The sequence below is a fragment of the Staphylococcus sp. AtHG25 genome (assembly GCF_003217445.1).
GTDB classification, from domain to species: Bacteria; Bacillota; Bacilli; order Staphylococcales; family Staphylococcaceae; genus Staphylococcus; species Staphylococcus haemolyticus.
Map to the genome: position 1 here is coordinate 1 of NZ_QJSN01000025.1, position 15,566 is coordinate 15,566.

The 15,566-nt window shown below is 29.6% G+C and carries 16 protein-coding genes and 2 pseudogenes; 9 read left to right on the plus strand and 9 right to left on the minus strand.

From position 1 onward, the window contains the following. Window positions 1-92, plus strand: a 92-nt coding sequence (locus BDW31_RS11690) for a helix-turn-helix domain-containing protein (RefSeq protein WP_142641283.1), incomplete at its 5' end; no start/stop codon positions are given. 130 nt (window positions 93-222) lie between these two features. Continuing rightward, a complete protein-coding gene (locus BDW31_RS11695) occupies window positions 223-831 on the plus strand; it encodes a recombinase family protein (RefSeq protein ID WP_000583527.1) in 609 nt (202 codons plus the stop codon). 209 nt (window positions 832-1,040) lie between these two features. Here BDW31_RS11695 and qacR read toward each other — a convergent pair whose 3' ends face one another. Further along, on the minus strand, window positions 1,041-1,607 hold the full coding sequence (qacR, locus tag BDW31_RS11700; RefSeq protein WP_001832666.1) for a multidrug-binding transcriptional regulator QacR: 567 nt from the start codon (window positions 1,605-1,607) through the stop codon (window positions 1,041-1,043). 177 nt (window positions 1,608-1,784) lie between these two features. Between qacR and qac the strand changes: the two genes are divergently transcribed. From qac to BDW31_RS12965, 3 genes and pseudogenes are all read left to right on the plus strand, one after another. Beyond that, window positions 1,785-3,329 carry a QacA/B family quaternary ammonium compound efflux MFS transporter gene (qac, locus tag BDW31_RS11705; RefSeq protein ID WP_002449598.1) on the plus strand — a complete coding sequence of 515 codons (1,545 nt, stop codon included), beginning with the start codon at window positions 1,785-1,787 and terminating at the stop codon, window positions 3,327-3,329. A 204-nt stretch (window positions 3,330-3,533) separates the two neighbouring features. Next, window positions 3,534-4,094 carry a hypothetical protein gene (locus BDW31_RS11710; protein WP_001077893.1) on the plus strand — a complete coding sequence of 187 codons (561 nt, stop codon included), beginning with the start codon at window positions 3,534-3,536 and terminating at the stop codon, window positions 4,092-4,094. 63 nt (window positions 4,095-4,157) lie between these two features. Next, window positions 4,158-4,292: pseudogene (locus tag BDW31_RS12965) on the plus strand (HAD hydrolase family protein); the annotation flags it as partial. 124 nt (window positions 4,293-4,416) lie between these two features. Here the strand turns inward: BDW31_RS12965 and BDW31_RS11720 are convergent. Beyond that, window positions 4,417-5,130 carry a DUF536 domain-containing protein gene (locus tag BDW31_RS11720; protein ID WP_002500633.1) on the minus strand — a complete coding sequence of 238 codons (714 nt, stop codon included), beginning with the start codon at window positions 5,128-5,130 and terminating at the stop codon, window positions 4,417-4,419. Window positions 5,131-5,515: 385 nt separating this feature from the next. Here BDW31_RS11720 and BDW31_RS11725 point away from each other — a divergent pair, with 385 nt between their 5' ends. The 3 genes from BDW31_RS11725 (at window position 5,516) to BDW31_RS11735 (ending at window position 9,167) form a co-directional block, all read left to right on the plus strand. Then, window positions 5,516-6,469, plus strand: coding sequence for a replication initiator protein A (locus BDW31_RS11725; RefSeq protein WP_002500634.1), 954 nt, complete (start codon window positions 5,516-5,518; stop codon window positions 6,467-6,469). Window positions 6,470-8,273: 1,804 nt separating this feature from the next. Next, window positions 8,274-8,369 carry a type I toxin-antitoxin system Fst family toxin gene (locus BDW31_RS11730; protein WP_000493115.1) on the plus strand — a complete coding sequence of 32 codons (96 nt, stop codon included), beginning with the start codon at window positions 8,274-8,276 and terminating at the stop codon, window positions 8,367-8,369. A gap of 249 nt (window positions 8,370-8,618) precedes the next feature. Further along, window positions 8,619-9,167, plus strand: coding sequence for a hypothetical protein (locus BDW31_RS11735; protein WP_002441962.1), 549 nt, complete (start codon window positions 8,619-8,621; stop codon window positions 9,165-9,167). Window positions 9,168-9,243: 76 nt separating this feature from the next. Here the strand turns inward: BDW31_RS11735 and BDW31_RS11740 are convergent, their stop codons facing one another. The 5 genes from BDW31_RS11740 to BDW31_RS11760 form a co-directional block, all read right to left on the minus strand. Further along, the gene (locus tag BDW31_RS11740) at window positions 9,244-9,771 is read right to left on the minus strand and encodes a GNAT family N-acetyltransferase (RefSeq protein ID WP_001831394.1); all 528 of its coding nucleotides are present in this window, start codon (window positions 9,769-9,771) and stop codon (window positions 9,244-9,246) included. Window positions 9,772-9,963: 192 nt separating this feature from the next. Further along, window positions 9,964-10,620, minus strand: a complete 657-nt coding sequence (locus BDW31_RS11745; RefSeq protein WP_001831384.1) for a hypothetical protein — start codon at window positions 10,618-10,620, stop codon at window positions 9,964-9,966. Between the two features lie 63 nt (window positions 10,621-10,683). Further along, window positions 10,684-10,893: a copper chaperone CopZ gene (gene copZ / locus BDW31_RS11750; protein ID WP_001831373.1), complete on the minus strand. Its 210-nt coding sequence runs from the start codon at window positions 10,891-10,893 to the stop codon at window positions 10,684-10,686. 33 nt (window positions 10,894-10,926) lie between these two features. Continuing rightward, the gene (locus BDW31_RS11755; protein ID WP_001832797.1) at window positions 10,927-13,314 is read right to left on the minus strand and encodes a heavy metal translocating P-type ATPase; all 2,388 of its coding nucleotides are present in this window, start codon (window positions 13,312-13,314) and stop codon (window positions 10,927-10,929) included. Window positions 13,315-13,328: 14 nt separating this feature from the next. Then, the gene (locus tag BDW31_RS11760; RefSeq protein WP_001831396.1) at window positions 13,329-13,604 is read right to left on the minus strand and encodes a metal-sensing transcriptional repressor; all 276 of its coding nucleotides are present in this window, start codon (window positions 13,602-13,604) and stop codon (window positions 13,329-13,331) included. A gap of 174 nt (window positions 13,605-13,778) precedes the next feature. On the opposite strand from BDW31_RS11760, the gene BDW31_RS11765 reads away from it, so the two are divergent. Next, entirely contained in the window at window positions 13,779-14,054 is a 276-nt protein-coding gene (locus BDW31_RS11765; protein ID WP_001831374.1) for a glutaredoxin family protein, read from the plus strand. A 40-nt stretch (window positions 14,055-14,094) separates the two neighbouring features. Here the strand turns inward: BDW31_RS11765 and BDW31_RS11770 are convergent, their stop codons facing one another. Next, window positions 14,095-15,036 (minus strand): cation diffusion facilitator family transporter, encoded by a 942-nt coding sequence (locus BDW31_RS11770; protein ID WP_001831389.1) that lies wholly within the window; start codon window positions 15,034-15,036, stop codon window positions 14,095-14,097. Window positions 15,037-15,357: 321 nt separating this feature from the next. Beyond that, window positions 15,358-15,566, minus strand: a pseudogene (locus BDW31_RS11775) (IS5/IS1182 family transposase); the annotation flags it as partial.

The window sequence follows — 15,566 nt, forward strand, 5'->3', positions numbered from 1 at the left end:
TTAAAACTATTGCAGAGCAATGGAAAGTTTCACGTACAACAATCTATCGTTATCTCAATAAGTTAAATAACCAAGAAAATAAAGATAAATAAAAAATATTACTGAGTTTTAAGAAAGATAAAAGTTAGACAGGATACACCCTAATCATACAAAATAAGTTGTTGAAATTATCGCAATTAGAACGTATGATTAGGGTGTATATTAATTATGGAGTGAAGATGAATGATTATAGGTTATGCGAGAGTATCATCGATAGATCAAAATTTAGAAAGACAATTGGATAATTTAAAGACGTTTGGTGTGGAGAAAATCTTTACAGAGAAACAGTCGGGAAAGTCAGTGGAAAATAGACCTGTATTTCAAGAAGCACTCAATTTTGTCAGAATGGGAGATCGATTCGTTGTGGAATCTATTGATCGTTTGGGACGTGATTATGATGAAATTATTGAAACTGTGAGTTATTTAAAAGAGAAAGACGTTCAGTTAATGATTACCAGCTTACCTATGATGAATGAAGTGATTGGCAATCCATTACTGGATAAGTTTATGAAAGATTTAATCGTTCAAATTTTAGCAATGGTTTCAGAACAAGAGAGAAATGAAAGTAAACGTCGACAAGCGCAAGGAATTCAAGTTGCGAAGGAAAAAGGCGTATATAAAGGGCGCCCCTTACTTTATTCACCAAATGCCAAAGACCCACAGAAACGTATTATTTATCATCGCGTGGTGGAAATGTTAGAAGAAGGGAAAGCAATTAGTAAGATTGCGAAAGAAGTTAATATCACAAGACAGACAGTTTATAGAATTAAGCATGATAAGGGATCATCTTGATAAATGGGTCGTCAATGCAAATAAGAGGCTCTCACAGAGTCTCAAAACTCATATTATATTATTGAAATGATCTTTTAATAATTATACAAGAAAAAAGAGAGTGCGAATTCGCACTCTCTTTTTGTGTAGTAATACTATTTAAATTTTTTATCAATAATGAACGTAATTTAGAAATAATATTTATTGGTATTTCAAGAATATATATATAATTATTTACTAAGTCCATTTAAAAAAATTTGAGAGAACTTGTTCATAAGTTTAATTCTTTCATTAATATTTTGTTCATGTGTAAAGGTAACAATTCCATTAACAGCGTTTGCTGCTATTTTACTAACAGCATTAACATCATTAATACACCATTCGCCATTTAAATTACCCTCCTTAAAAATTACATGATAAGCATCTATATATTTGTTTTCTAATTTATTCATTTTTTCATTAATGCTATTAGTTTTATAATATTCAGTGCAAAATTCAATTATTGCGTTTTGAAGTGGATAATAGTATTCGGTTGTTAAAGATAGTTCATTATATAAATAAAATTTTTCTCTATTAGTTTTACATTTGATTTGTTCCTTTTTCCACTGTTCTTGCCATTTAGATTCTTCTATATTTAAAATTTCTAAAAATAGATTTTCTTTTGTTTTAAAGTGATAATAAAGATTCCCTTTACTACTTTCTGATAATTTAACAATTTCTCCAGTAGTAGTGGCATTATATCCATTTTTTATAAATAATTCCTTTGCGACACCTAGTATTTTATCTTTCAAGTTCATCACGCCTTTAATGAGTATTAAGTACTATCAATGATAGCACAAAAAATTCAAAGAATAATTGTATAACACAATACAGCCATTTAAATTTCGCAAGATTTTTTGTTGTAATATGTAAAAAAATAGATTATAATCCTTATAGACCGGTCGAACGGTCTATAAGGATTGGAGGGAACTTAAATGATTTCATTTTTTACAAAAACTACTGATATGATGACATCAAAAAAAAGATGGACTGCACTAGTAGTATTAGCTGTTAGTTTGTTTGTTGTTACAATGGATATGACAATATTAATTATGGCTTTACCGGAATTAGTAAGAGAGTTAGAGCCTTCTGGTACCCAACAGTTATGGATAGTTGATATATACTCTCTTGTTTTAGCTGGCTTTATAATTCCATTGAGTGCCTTTGCTGATAAATGGGGAAGAAAAAAAGCATTATTAACTGGATTTGCTTTATTTGGCCTCGTTTCATTAGCTATATTTTTCGCAGAAAGTGCAGAGTTCGTAATAGCTATTCGATTTTTACTTGGTATTGCAGGTGCTTTAATAATGCCAACTACTCTTTCAATGATAAGAGTAATTTTTGAAAACCCTAAAGAAAGGGCCACTGCATTAGCTGTATGGTCAATCGTTTCATCGATAGGTGCTGTTTTTGGACCAATTATCGGAGGAGCTTTACTTGAGCAATTTTCATGGCACTCGGCATTTTTAATTAATGTACCGTTTGTGATAATAGCAGTTGTAGCAGGTTTATTTTTATTACCAGAGTCTAAGTTATCAAAAGAAAAGTCTCACTCGTGGGATATTCCTTCTACAATTTTATCAATTGCAGGCATGATTGGACTGGTATGGAGTATCAAAGAATTTTCAAAAGAAGGACTAGCAGATATTATTCCATGGGTTGTAATAGTATTAGCAATTACCATGATAGTGATATTTGTTAAACGTAATTTATCAAGTTCTGATCCAATGTTAGACGTAAGACTTTTTAAAAAGAGATCATTTTCAGCTGGTACAATTGCTGCATTTATGACAATGTTTGCAATGACATCTGTTTTGTTATTAGCTTCACAATGGTTACAGGTTGTGGAAGAACTTTCTCCTTTTAAAGCTGGCTTATACCTATTACCTATGGCAATAGGAGATATGGTGTTTGCACCAATTGCACCCGGATTAGCGGCGCGATTTGGACCGAAAATAGTGTTACCTTCCGGAATTGGAATTGCAGCCATTGGCATGTTTATTATGTATTTCTTTGGTCATCCATTATCATATTCTACAATGGCTTTAGCATTAATTTTAGTTGGAGCTGGTACGGCTTCACTAGCAGTTGCATCTGCTCTAATAATGTTAGAAACACCTACATCAAAAGCAGGTAATGCAGCTGCTGTTGAAGAGTCTATGTATGACCTTGGAAATGTTTTTGGTGTAGCAGTACTTGGTAGCCTATCTTCTATGCTTTATCGTGTATTTTTAGATATTTCATCTTTTTCATCAAAAGGTATAGTTGGAGATTTAGCTCATGTAGCTGAAGAATCTGTAGTGGGCGCTGTCGAAGTAGCTAAAGCTACGGGGATAAAACAGCTTGCAAACGAGGCTGTAACATCATTTAATGATGCTTTTGTAGCAACTGCTTTAGTAGGTGGGATTATCATGATTATCATTTCAATAGTTGTCTATTTGTTAATTCCCAAATCACTTGATATAACTAAACAAAAATAGTACTAAACATATATTTTTAGATATTGTAGATTAGTTTATTTTTAAAATTAGTAATAGTTAAAAAGTAGAACCATTAATTTTAAATGGTTCTACTTTTTTATTATTAAGTAAAATTATAAAAGACAATTTCTTAAATTAATAATATGATATACCTATATCTAATAATTTATTAGTATTAATAAACCTTGAAAGGATGATTAACTGATGAATAGAGCAGATATTTTTAAAATATTTGATGTAGAACTTAATATAACTATATTTTTAGGAGCACTAGTAGCAACTTTCATCTATTTTATAAGTTACATGAACAATGTAAATGAATTAATTACATTATGCTTAACATTAGCTTTTCCTGCATATTTATTAAAAATTAGCAGATCGTTCGAGGTTATTTTATTAGAGGAAAAAATAAAAAATAGTAAAATCAAAATCTGTGACAAAGATAGAATTGAACGAGAGATACTGGTGAAAAAGAACCTAATAGATGAACTATTGTTTCCTAATAGAGTTATTAAAAAATATACACTGACAATTTTAATTTACAGTATAGGTATTATTATTCTTTTACTACTTTGTAATATGTTAAGTTATGGAATTGGTGAAAATGTCAATTTTATCTGGAGATTACTAGCTTGTTATGTAACGAGTGTCACAGTGATTATAGTTGCCTTGATTATAATGATAATGATATTTGATCTTATAATTGGATTACTATTAAATTTTCAAATATTTTTAAAAAATAAAAAGTATGATGACTTTTTATAATTATTCGATTTATATAATGAAAAATTAAATGATTAAACATAGAAACCTCAAAACAAACCATATTTAATAGAGTTTATGGCGCCTTATACAAATAAAGGCTATGCTGTTAAAGAATTATGTAGCTATCTTCAGATTAATATGGATGATGTTTATACTATTGGCGATAGAAAATTGATTTACCTATGTTTAATACCCTAGATAATTCTTCTGATAATTTAGTTTTTGTTAGAGTTTAACATAACTGATGATTATCAGAAGTTCCATCACTATAAAAGGTGTATCAAGGGTTTATAAACTCTTGATACACCTTTTATAGTCATTTTTAATTACCAAACAGTTTACTCCAAAAACTTTTTTTAGAATGATTTTCGTTTCTGATATCCTCTTTCTGCTCACCATCTATTTTATTACCTTGTTGCAGTTCACTATCTTGTTGCTTATCCTCATGTTTATCTTTACTTTCATCCCTAAAATGGGAAACCATTTTTTCTTTTTGACTATCTGAGTCATTATTTATAGAATCCATATTTTCCATTGTTTCTTGAACTTCAATGTCCTGCCTCTTATTAGCAGAATAATTGAGTTGCCTTTCTTCTTCTAACTCAGACTCCAACCTTTGTATTTTTTTGTTACTTTCTAATGCTAATACTTGTTGGTTTTCAAGTAATTTCGACCTTTCTTGTAATTCTTTTCTATAAAATTCTATTGTCGTTTCATGACGTTTTTCTTGTTTTTCAAGTTGTTTATTTAAAGTATCTATTTGCTTTTCGAGTAGTTCAATTATTTGAACATCATATTTAGATTCGTTTTTTTTATTATCTGTTTTAACTTTCTCTGAACTTACATTAGCACTTTCAAAGCCATATTTCTTTTTATTTCTGATTACTCTTTGAATGATTTTTTCTACATCAACATCATTTTTAATGAATGAAGTATTATCCTGTTTCACTGTTTCTATATTCAATCTTTTTATATTATTAAATACAGTCTGTTTACTAACTTCCAATTCTTCACTTATTTCTTTAACGCTCTTCATATCTTCAACCCTTTATAAATACTTTATCAACCCTTTATAAATAAATTTTATCATAAATACTTTTATAAAGGGATCTTAAGTATTCTTAAAAAACCTTTTATAAACATTTGATAATAATCTTATCAAGTGTTTATAAAAGGTTTTTAGTGGGATTATAATATCTTTTATATGTTCTTTTTTAATGATATAATGTCCATAATACGTTTTAGTCCCAACTACTGGTAATAGTTGGGACTGGGTAATAAAACGTTACAATACGTTAGCTATTTAATTTGATATATGTATTATATACAACAATATCTACAGTTTGCAAGTCAAAAAGTTATGTGGATTTGTAATGTTTTATTACCTCTATTCAAATTTAATTGGAAAGAGGTTTTTTATTATGTCTCGTAAAAATATTAAAAATCAAGCAAATCAAAACTTTTATATGCTACATAAAGCATTATTTGTTAATGAAAAATATAAAAAATTAAGTGATAGTGCCAAAGTTACTTATGCAATTCTCAACGATAGAGTTAGCTTGTCGATTAAAAATAATTGGGTCGATGATAATGGGGATATATATTTCATTTTTACAAATGAAAGTCTCCAGAATATATTAGATAAAAGCAAGAATACAATTACTAAAATTAAAAAAGAACTTCAAGCAGTAGGGTTACTTGAACAAATACGTACAGGATTTAATAAACCTAATAAATTATATTTGCATGATATAGAAACTAATATTAATGTAGAAAAAAGTATTCAATCCTCATCTATAACCTATAATGACAAGGACTCCCAAATTTTGGGACTCCAGAATCCCGAATTTTGGGACTCCAGATTCTCAAAATTTGGGAGTCCAGAATCCCAAATTTTAGACCCTAATGATACTGATTATAATGATACTGATTATATTAAGACTGAGAATAATGATACGGATGATTTGAATGATAATAAACTAACTTTTCCTAGTAATCATACAAATCATTCAAATCACGACAATTCAAACTTTAATAATGAGGCTTTAAAATTTCAATTACTCGAAGAACTACCGCAAAGTATTCAAAACTATCTAAGTAACTTTGAAGTAGCTGAAATTAAAATTATCAAAACTGTATTATTAAAAGCCAAAACATCTTTCAACAATGCGATTGATAGCTACTACTTGTTAGAAGATATGGAAATAGAAATACTTCATGTTCTTAAACGTTTCAAAGCTATGCTTATTCAAAAAAATGAAACCGTTGTATCAATGCAAGGATACTTAATGAAATCTCTTAAGTCTGAATTCGCTGAAATGCATACGCTTAATAAACGACGTGATCATTTACCCATCACTTCTTTATTTAATTAATAATGATTTATTTAGAGAGCATCTTTAAATAGATGTTCTCTTTTTTTATTAATCAAGTGGTTGCTAAAGCAACCACCTAGACCAAACGAAAGGTAAAGGAGGAGATAACAAAATAACATCAATACAATGTCACAATTTCACAACATAGCATGCTGCTATTAAAGAAAGGAGGAACTCTTATGCGTAATAAGAAAAAGATTAAGGTTACTTTGGCAATGATTAATGTTCTGTTAACTGCAGTCGAACTTTATCTTCAATGGCAATTAAGTAAATCTGAAAATGAACTGTAGTTAAGCAAGTAGGTGGGACTAAAACAGAAACGTTTTAGTCCTATTTTTTTCTATAAACGAGTATTCTTCGTTTAATAATGGCTCAAACATGTCGCATAAAATGAAAAACAAATAATCATTTAGTGTTGTTTTAACTTTTAAAAATGTAAAAGTGTTAACCGTGTTTATATTTTTTATCAATCCTTTGTAGTTATAAAAGTGACTTAGTAAAATCGTTTTTGCTATTTATTTTGTTAATGAACGGAAATAAATGGTCGCATTTATCGTTCAAAAAAATCAAAATGTGGATTCAATATAGGTAAAAAATAAGTCGTTAATGTTCAAGAAACGGACCGAATAAAATTTTAAATTTGAACTTTTCTATCCTAAACTAAGTAAAGATATTTACTTAGTTTTCTCTTTTTTTATCTCCAATCATTTTACTAACAATACTCATTTTGAAAATAAAAATAAGAACTTAAAGTAAAAAAATGAAGAAAAGAATAGCCTCTTTTGTCTCCAAGTACGTTTTACTTTTGGAAATATTACAAAAAGTAGAGTCTGTTTTCGGAGTCTCAAGTATGAGCATAAGGAAATCCAGTACCACCTTTGGTGGTATTCAGCATAGCTGAAAGATTTACCTTTTATTCGTTCTGCTCAATTATTCACCATATATAGCTTAAAAGCTTTATATAAAGGTGATTATAAGCATTCTTAGGCATTTGACTAAAGAGGGTGATATCACATTTTATTGCAGACTCTTTACAATTGTTACAAGACCACTTTTAATTGTCAGAATACTCTACTTAACGTTGATTTGACGGGCTTTAAAATTTTTTAGACTCTCGAGAGTCTGATTTTTTTGATATCGAGACTCCATAGAGTCTGTTTTTTTGGACTTTTTTCGTATAAAAAATAAGACCACTTAAGTGTGATCTTATTTTAATTTTTAGGTTTGATTGATCAAATATTGATGTAACAAATGCGTCCTTTTGTACCTCATTTTGTATTTTGTTTTAGCTCTTTTTGACCATATTTCTGTTTAGATTTGGATGTTTTTATAATTTGTTTTTGAATAATAAGGCCTAAATAATTTCTTATTACTTTTATTTTATGTTCATTATAATGAATCATTTAGGGATATGTTTGAGATACTTTATTCAAAAAGTGATGAGTACAAAAATATTTTTATAGCAAAAATGTAAGTGTTTAATATAAAAAATATCACAAGAATTTATCAAACATGAGTAAGACATTTTTCATTTATTTATACTTTATAAGCAGTATGATAAATCATACAAGTGACCAATACGCGCTTTCTAAAAATCATAATTCGACTTAATTATGTACGCTAATATGACTTTGATTATGACTAAGTAGACTTAATAATAAAGGTAATTTGTTTTTTAATAGATAATACTTTTGACATAAGTTCACTTATCGGAAGTCATCTGTAACTCAATTATTAGAAATGGTATAATACAAAGGTCGTCGTTCACTTCTGTGCTGTATTTAGCATGGAAGGAGGTGACATCATGTTCAGTACACTATTTGTAACTATTATAGCTCCTATCGTAGTAGGAGTTATACTCACATTATTTTCTCATTGGCTGAATAATCGTGAGAAGTAATTTAGCGACGACATATAGCTAATACACCAAAAGAGCCCGATAACTATTCGCAGTAGTTATCGGGCTCGGTGTTTATCATGCTAGTACACTATTTGTTAAATTCAGTATATCACCAAGTGTAGATGAATGCAAAAATATAAGAAAAGTAAGTGCAATTCTATAATTAGAATTATTGATTTTCTTTGATACTATAAAATTGCTAACATTAAGGCTAATTAGTTGAATACAAAGACAAGATGGGAGTATTAAATGAAAAAGGTTAAATCATATTTAAAAAACATTCAAAACAACGAAGAGTATCAAAAAGATATAGAATTTCTTGAAAAGAAAAGTAATGGAAGGGAAGACAAAAAACTTATATTAGATATATGCTTTTTATCGACAATTCCCTTGATTTCAATTTATATTACATATTTTTTAAGTTTTTCCAATCCATTTGCAATTTTTATATTAATAATTATAGCTGTGCCAGTTTCTTATAAAATTGCTAAAATTCTATTGGATCATATGTACAAAGATGAGGATAGATTTCTAGCATTATATAGAAACTACGAAAAGGGAAAATTATTATTTCTTACTTTACCTATCATTGGACTCGTATCTATAATAGGAAGTTCATTTCTCTTCGATTATTTAATATTTAAACTGAATAATACGTCTGTAGAAATATTAGGGTCCACTCCTACTGTTGTATATCATATTATTATTTGTTTTATTCAGTCTATGTTCACGACTATGTTTTTAATAATATTTATTTATACTATTTTGGTTCTTATATATGGAAGGTTTACAAAATAAATGACTAGAGTACGCTCTAAATAAACAAAAATAGTCCTCTTATTAAAATAAGAGGACTATTTTTGTTTAAAATTATTCAAGACCATTCGCTTTCTAACATACTCATTTGCCATAAATTATAATATTCTCCATTTAATTTTCTAAAGTCTCTTTTTTCTCCTTCTTTTATAAATCCAATCTTTTTGTAACTTTTAATAGCTGATTTATTAAAGGCAAAAACACCTAATTCAATTCTGTGTAGTCCCAAATCTTCAAAAGCCTTTTTCAATAATTTCTTTATTATTTTAGGGCCTAATCCTTGGCCACGCATTTGCGGATCACCTACTAAAACTTTACTTAACGTGGCGGAACAATTTTTAAAATCTATATTATTTAAAGCAATATGACCTATAATTTTTTTTGAATTATTTTCTTCAATGATAACTTTATAAATTATTTTACTAGAATTTTCTTTATTTGTGTCTTTAATATATTCCTTTAATTGTTCTTCATCTAGGGGATAATTAAAATCTGTACCTGCCCATTTGACTAAAAGTTCAGGAGAGTTTATCCAGTTTATTAATAAATCAAAATCTTTCTCCTCAAAATATTCAAACTTAATCAATAAATTACTCCTTAAATAATAGGTTATTAACTATAAAAATTCAGTGAATGTTGCAATATAAACAACCACTACAATTTTTTGATACTTTCTTCATCAACTTTCTATCTTAAATTTTCGATTTTTTATAAAGCGTTTTGTATTATCTAAATAACTCTTTACAATTTACTGATTTTTAAGCTTTTGCTAATAGATTTATGCAACTTTAATATTATAAGTAAATCTATGCACTTCATCATTAAATTTAAATTCTGCCCAAATTTTATACATCCCTTTTTTAGGAAAATGAGCATAAAAGGTTGTAGAATCAGGTGATTCTGGGTGAACATGAATATAATCAGTTAATTGCTCATCAAATATAATCACATGTCCTAAAGCTCCTAAATAAGGTTGGGGAGTTAATTCTGTATTGAAAGTTAAAGGGACATGTTCATCTTCTTTAGCACTTATAGAATTTAAAGTTACATGAACTCCTTTGTTAACTTTTACCCAATTTTTATCAGAATTTAAAGATGTTGTAGAGGTTATTTTATCTCCAATTTGCAGTTCAATAGGATGAACGGAATACACATGGTTTTTTGGTGTAACATCAACAAAAGCCTGGTAAGTTCCTGGCTCTAATTGTTGGTTAATTATAAATAAACCTTCATGCTTTTTTTGAGGGTGTAGGTGGTAATATTTCTCCATGTCATTAGATACTAAAACGAAATGCATTTCTTTTTCATGCATAGTATCTAATAATGGGGCATTATTAAATTCATCTTCTAACGTAATTTCTATATTACCATCTCTATATACAACATTTGCTTTAATTTCGGGTTTGTTTGAATGATATTCATGATTATGATTCATATTTTTATCCTCCTTAATTTTTAATAAGGGCATATCATTAAACGATATGCCCAACTATTTAAATTATTTAATTACATCGTAACCTTGATCTTCAATAGCTTCTTTAAAGTCGTTGAAAGCTACTTGATTTTCATCAAATTCAACTTCCACATTCCCATTCGCCAAGCTTACTTCTGAAGATGTTACACCATCTAATCCATTTAATGCTTTTTCAATTGAATGCTTGCAATGGTCACAGCTCATACCTTCTACATTAATAACTTCGTTAGTCAATGTTGTCACCTCCTTTCAAGAAATATAAGATTCTTATAATTTCATACGTTTTAGACGTAAAGCGTTTGTGACAACACTTACAGAACTTAAAGCCATTGCTGCTCCCGCAACCCAAGGTGCTAGCAGACCAATTGCTGCTATAGGGATACCTGCAACATTGTAACCAAACGCCCAAAATAGATTTTGGCGAATATTACGAATTGTAGATTTACTTGCTTTTATTGCTTTTGGAATTAATAAAAGGTCTCCTCCTAAAATAGTTATATCAGCAGCTTCGATTGCAACTTCTGTACCTGTACCAATGGCAATACCAATATCTGCTTTAACTAGTGCTGGAGCATCATTGACACCATCTCCAACCATAGCTACTTTTTTACCTTCAGATTGAATTTCTGCTACTTTAGAAGCTTTTTCTTCTGGTAAAACCTCTGCAATAATCGTGTCTATACCAACTTGTTTTGCTATTGCTTGTGCGGTACGTTTGTTATCACCAGTTAACATAGCAACTTCAATACCTAATTCATGAAGTTTTTGAATAGCTTGTTGGGCAGTATCTTTAACTGTATCAGCTACAGCGACAACCCCTCTCAATTCGTTATCTACGCTTATAAGCATTGCAGTTTTTCCTTCTTTTTCAAATTGAGCGAGATTTGTTTCAGCTTCATTAGTTTGGATTCCTTTTTCACTCATTAGTTTTCGATTTCCGACAAAAAGTTCTTTACCATCAATTGTTGCATTTATACCGCGCCCTGGTATAGCTTCAAAATGGTCTACTTCTAAAAATTCTAATGATTTTTCTTTAGCATAACTTACGATAGCTTCAGCTAGTGGGTGTTCAGAACCTTTTTCTGCACTAGCTAACAATTGTAATGTTTGATCATCTCCACTAAAATCAGTGACTTCAGGTGTGCCATTTGTTATAGTGCCAGTTTTATCTAAAACAACTGTATTAATAGCGTGTGTACCTTCAATGTGTTCTCCACCTTTAAATAGAATGCCATTTTCAGCAGCTTTTCCGGTACCCACCATTATAGAAGTAGGCGTAGCTAAGCCTAACGCACAAGGACAAGCGATAACTAATACTGCTATTGCAGCAACTAAGGCTGGTTCAAATTGTCCCGGCTGAACTAATGAAATCCATATAATAAATGTGAAAATCGCGATACCTACAACGATAGGTACAAAATATCCAGAAATAATATCTGCTAGTCTTTGTATTGGCGCTTTAGAACCTTGCGCTTCTTCGACAACTTTAACAATGGAGGCAAGAGCTGTATCTTTACCAACTTTTGTTGCTTCAACAGTAATTGCTCCATTTTTATTCATTGTTGATCCTATAACATTATCATTTTGCATTTTTTCAACAGGAATAGATTCACCTGTCAACATTGACTCGTCAATTGAAGTCATACCTTTAATTATTTTGCCATCTACTGGTATTTTTTCTCCTGGTTTGATAACTAAATAGTCTCCTTCTTTTACCTCACTTAAAGGAACCATAGTCTCTTCACCGTTGCGTAATATACGTGCTTCTTTAGCTTGTAAATTCAACAATTTACTTAACGCATTTGTTGTTTGTGTTTTAGCACGTGCTTCTAAATACTTTCCGAAAAGAATTAAAGTAATTAATACAGCACTTGTTTCAAAATATAGGTGTGGCTCATAATTTGTATTAATTAACCACTTAATCGATTCATAAATACTATAAAAGAAGGCTGCGCTTGTACCTAAAGCGACAAGAACATCCATATTTGCTGACCCATTACGAAGGTTTTTATAAGCGCCTACATAAAATTGCCAACCAATAACAAATTGAACAGGCGTTGCTAATACAAATTGGAACCACGGGTTCATAAATATATGTGGTATTTGAATACCAAATAAATGAACGAACATTGTCATTAACAATGGAGCTGCTAAAACAGCTGAAACAACTAATTTAATTAACTGTCGTTTTAATTGTTTTTCTTTTTGGGAACTTTTTTCTGATGCTTCTTTTTTAGGTTGTGCCTCATACCCTAGGTTTTTAATACGTTGTTGAAATTCATCTACAGACGTCATATCAGGGTTGTATTCTACAGTAGCACTTTCTGTGGTTAAATTAACTGTAGCCTTATTTACACCTGAGATTCGATTTAAAACTTTTTCGATTTTATTCGAACAAGCTGCACACGTCATTCCCATTACATCGAGATCCACTTTTTCGGTTAAAACTCCATAACCTGTTTTTTGAATTGTATTTGCAATATCTTCTAATGATGTAACATTGGGGTTATATTCAATTGTAGCTTTCTCTGTAGAAGGATTTACATTAGCGTTAACTTCATCTAATTTATTTAGATTTTTTTCTACTTTATTCGAGCAAGCTGCACATGTCATGCCTGTGATACCTAATGAGGTTTTTTTAATATTTTCACTCAATTATTTCTTTCCTCCTATTTTGAAAATTGTTTTAATACAACCATCAATTCTTTGATACTTTCTTCTCCGTTGCCATTTTTAATACCTTCACTTACACAATTAGATATATGGTCTTCAGTTACTATAAAACCCACTTGTTTTAGGGCTGATTGTATTGCTGTTATTTGTACTAGTACATCTATACAATATCTATCTTCTGCTATCATTGATTGTAAACCGCGCATTTGTCCTTCTAATCTTTTGAGTCTATTGAGCAATGCGTCATTGTTTTTAACAGTAGTAGTGTTCAATTTCACCCCTCCTCATATACCCTAACGGGGTATCTCTTGTTGGAATCTATATTATACCCCTAGTAGGTATAAGTCAATACAAAAGTTTCATATAAAAAATTAATATTTATAGTTTGTTTTAAGAGGTACACTTGTATAAAATGTATGCTAAAACTTATATTAGGAGAGATATATTTGGATAAAAATATACAACTTGAGCTTTACACAAGACCTACATGCTCTGATTGCCAAGAATCAAAAAGGTATTTAAACTCTCAAGAGATTAGTTATAGTCATAAAGATGTAAGTCAAAATTTGGACTTAGAAGAAGAAATGAAAAAAATATCAGGCAACCGAATTGTTCCCTTATTTGTTTTTTATAAAAAAATTTTTTGGGGTAAAAAAAAGTTGTTTAAATATTACGTGGGATTTGAAAATAACAAAAAAGATATATTAAATATATTGGAATAATTAAATAAACAGCCATTATTAAAAAATAATGGCTGTTTATTTAATGATGATGTTGACTGTCTTCTTCTTTCACGATACAAAACAATTTTTCACTATGATTATTGTTAGAAGTTTCAGTCTGTATTGTGACATGTTGAATATTTTGATGATTGAGTTCATGTTCTATACGTTTAAGTAAAAACTCATTTTCAGTAATGGTCATTGTATCTTCTACAACAATATGACAAGATAACGCGTTTAATCCGCTAGTTACTGACCAAACATGAAAGTCATGAATATTTTTAACTTCTTTGAATTTTTTAATAGTTTTAATAATGTCTTTTGTATTTATATTGCTTGGTGCTCCCTCCATTAATACATGAAGACTTGATTTTGTTACATAAAAGCCGCTACGTAGTACTAAAATTGCTACAATCACACTTGCTAAAGGATCCGCCCACCCCCATCTAAAAAATATAATGAGAAGGGCTGCTATAACTGCACCTATAGATCCAAGCATGTCGCTTATTACATGCAAATATGCTCCACGCATATTTAAGTTTTCTTCTACATCGCTCCCGCGCAGCATTATCCAAGCCACAATAATATTAATAAACAAGCCTACCAAGGCGATAATTAACATGCCTGTAGAAGCTACCTCAGGGGGGTTTTTAAATCTCTCAATAGCTTCATAAAAAATATAGATAGCTATTAACATCAAAGTAATACCATTAAGTACAGCTGCTAGTATTTCAAACCTTTTGTAGCCAAAAGTTTTATTTGTATTAGCTTGCTTCGCTCCTAAAGTAAATGCAATTAAAGCAATACCTAAAGAAATAGAATCACTTAACATATGACCAGCATCTGAAATTAACGCAAGACTGTTAGTAAAGAAACCACCTAACCCTTCTACAATCATGTAACTTGTAATAATAATAAAACTAATTAATAAAGTCTTTTTGTTCGCGCCATGTGTATGATTATGATTGTGATCGTTTTCCATTTAATCCCTCCTCTTTTTAATGATGAAAAATATTTTCTATAATTTGAATTTTTGTTTTTATAACTATAGAGTTAAAAAATATAAAATTTCAATTAATGTTTTGTTACTCGAAGAAAATCATACTAACTTATGAATATATGCTCATATATTCATAAGTTAGTATGATTTTTATCCTTTGTCAATATAGAAATGCTTTGTATTTTGTATATTAAATAAAAACCCTACTTTGCTTTGGACAGTAGTGGGATTTTTGCATATGATAAACCACACTTCACTTGCTAAATATTAACTATATTATAATTAACAAGTGATAATTTCTTTTTAGAGAAAATAATGAGTCCGGGACATAAAGTTCTTGGATAAGTGAAAAAAAGACAATTTCTATTGAAATAATATAGAAATTGTCTTTTTTATAAATTTTTTGATTATTTTCAGCTCGTTGAGCTACTACTTTTCTTATATTAAGTGCCATTAATACAAAACCAAGTTCTCTTTTGACTTTATTGAGTCCTCGGACAGACATCCGAGTG